This window comes from Maledivibacter halophilus, assembly GCF_900167445.1.
GTDB classification, from domain to species: domain Bacteria; phylum Bacillota; class Clostridia; order Peptostreptococcales; family Caminicellaceae; genus Maledivibacter; species Maledivibacter halophilus.
On the sequence record NZ_FUZT01000036.1, the window covers coordinates 1 to 1,759 of the forward strand.

Sequence of the window (1,759 nt, forward strand, 5' to 3'; positions counted from 1 at the left end):
TAGCAATCTGGTAATATGTCAAGATAATATTTTAAAAGAAAACAAAAGAAATGTTTAAAAAAGAGTAACCTTAATAGAACCTATGGTTTTTCACAAAAAAACAGGTTTAGGATAGGAAAATATTTTATTTAATCTCTCCAACTTTATCATTGGAGTAGATTTGATTTTTAGTCAGCAAGCTAAAAATCAGTCGTATTAATTTACGAGATGTAAGTGCGAGTGCTCTTTTATGCTGGTGAGTAGTTACTTCACCATATTTCTTGTAGTAATATTCTCTGTACTCAGGATTGCGGTTTTTAACACTGTTAGCAGACTCGATTAAGTAGTATCTAAGGTACTTGTTACCAGTCTTAGTCATTCTAGTATTATCTGAAGAATAATTACCAGATTGATTAACTCGCCAAGTAAGACCAGCATACTTAGCTAAAGAATCATGTGAGCCAAATGAAGTCATTGTACCAATTTCAGCTAAAATACCACTGGCAAGTACTGGACCGATACCTTGGACAGAAGTAAGAGACTGATATTCAGTGGTATTGATACCTTTAATAGTTTTTTCAATAGCTTTATCAATAGTTTTGATCTCATTTTCTAAAGCCTTAATAACATTAAAGGATGATGCAATTGATATATTTAAAGGCTCATATAGTACTTTATCTAAACGATAAGAATCCCTAGCTGCCTTTTTGAGTAACTTAGCAGTTTCTAATGGGTTACTAAATCGATTTTTCCCTTTCTCTCTTACGAAAGCTACTAAATCTTCGATAGAAGAATAAGTAATATCATCTAAAGAGAGAAATTCAGTTAAAACAGCAGCTGATGTGGCTCCATAAGTGTTAGAGAAAGGCTTATTTTCTTTATCTAACGTAACTAATTGACTAAACTTTAAATATATATTAGATACCATATAAGCCTTTTCTCTAGTAATTGACTCAACTAAATGCAGTCTATGACGAGTCAATCTTTGAAGTGCAAGAAACTGAGCTCCCCGCCAGGGGCTAGATGTTATTCTGCCGCACCTAGAAAAATCAGCAATGATGTATGCATCCAAAGGATCGGTTTTATCTATGTCAACAAAGGATTTTCTGTAGTTAGCAATTGTCTTAGGATTAAGACAATATACAAGTGGCTTGTATGCTAAAAGTATTTCATTTGAAGATAGATAATTAGCTATGTGAGTACTATAAATAGAGGTAGATTCCAAGGCAATAACAGCATATTTTAAGCTATTAGAATTTAAACAGTCTAGAATGCTTTTTAAAATCGACTCAGCACCTGGCTGGTTATTCAAAGCTCTTAGGTTAAGAAGTTTATTACCCTGAAAGTCAAGAGCACATAAGACATTAGTCTTAGAACTAACATCAATACCAACAAATAAAGTTGACATTATATTGTTCTTCATGAAATCACCACCTTTCCTAGAAAATGGAGAACAATTAGTAAAAGAGATATCCTAATCTTAGCTATTAACTGCAACCTCGCACTATTAGCATTCATCTTTGAAAACTAACCTTGCTGTTGGTCTAATCAAAGAGATGCAGCATCTGTAGTAGGCAGAATATGACAACTAAGTCAGGAAGCATGCTATTTAAGCAATAACCTTATGGTTTTGCAAGGAGGGAAAGAATTATCCTTCGCTAATTATTCTTAATCTTATTTTAGCACTAGGATATCTCAATTAAAAATTGTAATAGAAATAAATAAAAAAATATGCTTAGAACACTTATAAAAGTGTTTCTAAACATATTATACGAGGAGG

General features: G+C 32.4%; 1 protein-coding gene. It reads right to left on the bottom strand.

Annotated features, from left to right (window positions below; translation table 11 throughout):
- Nucleotides 1-124: 124 nt before the first annotated feature.
- Nucleotides 125-1,402, bottom strand: coding sequence for an IS110 family RNA-guided transposase (locus B5X81_RS26930; RefSeq protein WP_079496101.1), 1,278 nt, complete (start codon nt 1,400-1,402; stop codon nt 125-127).
- Nucleotides 1,403-1,759: the final 357 nt, after the last annotated feature.

What these genes read in the sequence shown, in the direction of transcription:
- B5X81_RS26930 (WP_079496101.1), bottom strand. Translation starts at nt 1,402, where the DNA reads ATGAAGAACAATATAATGTCAACTTTATTTGTTGGTATTGATGTTAGT.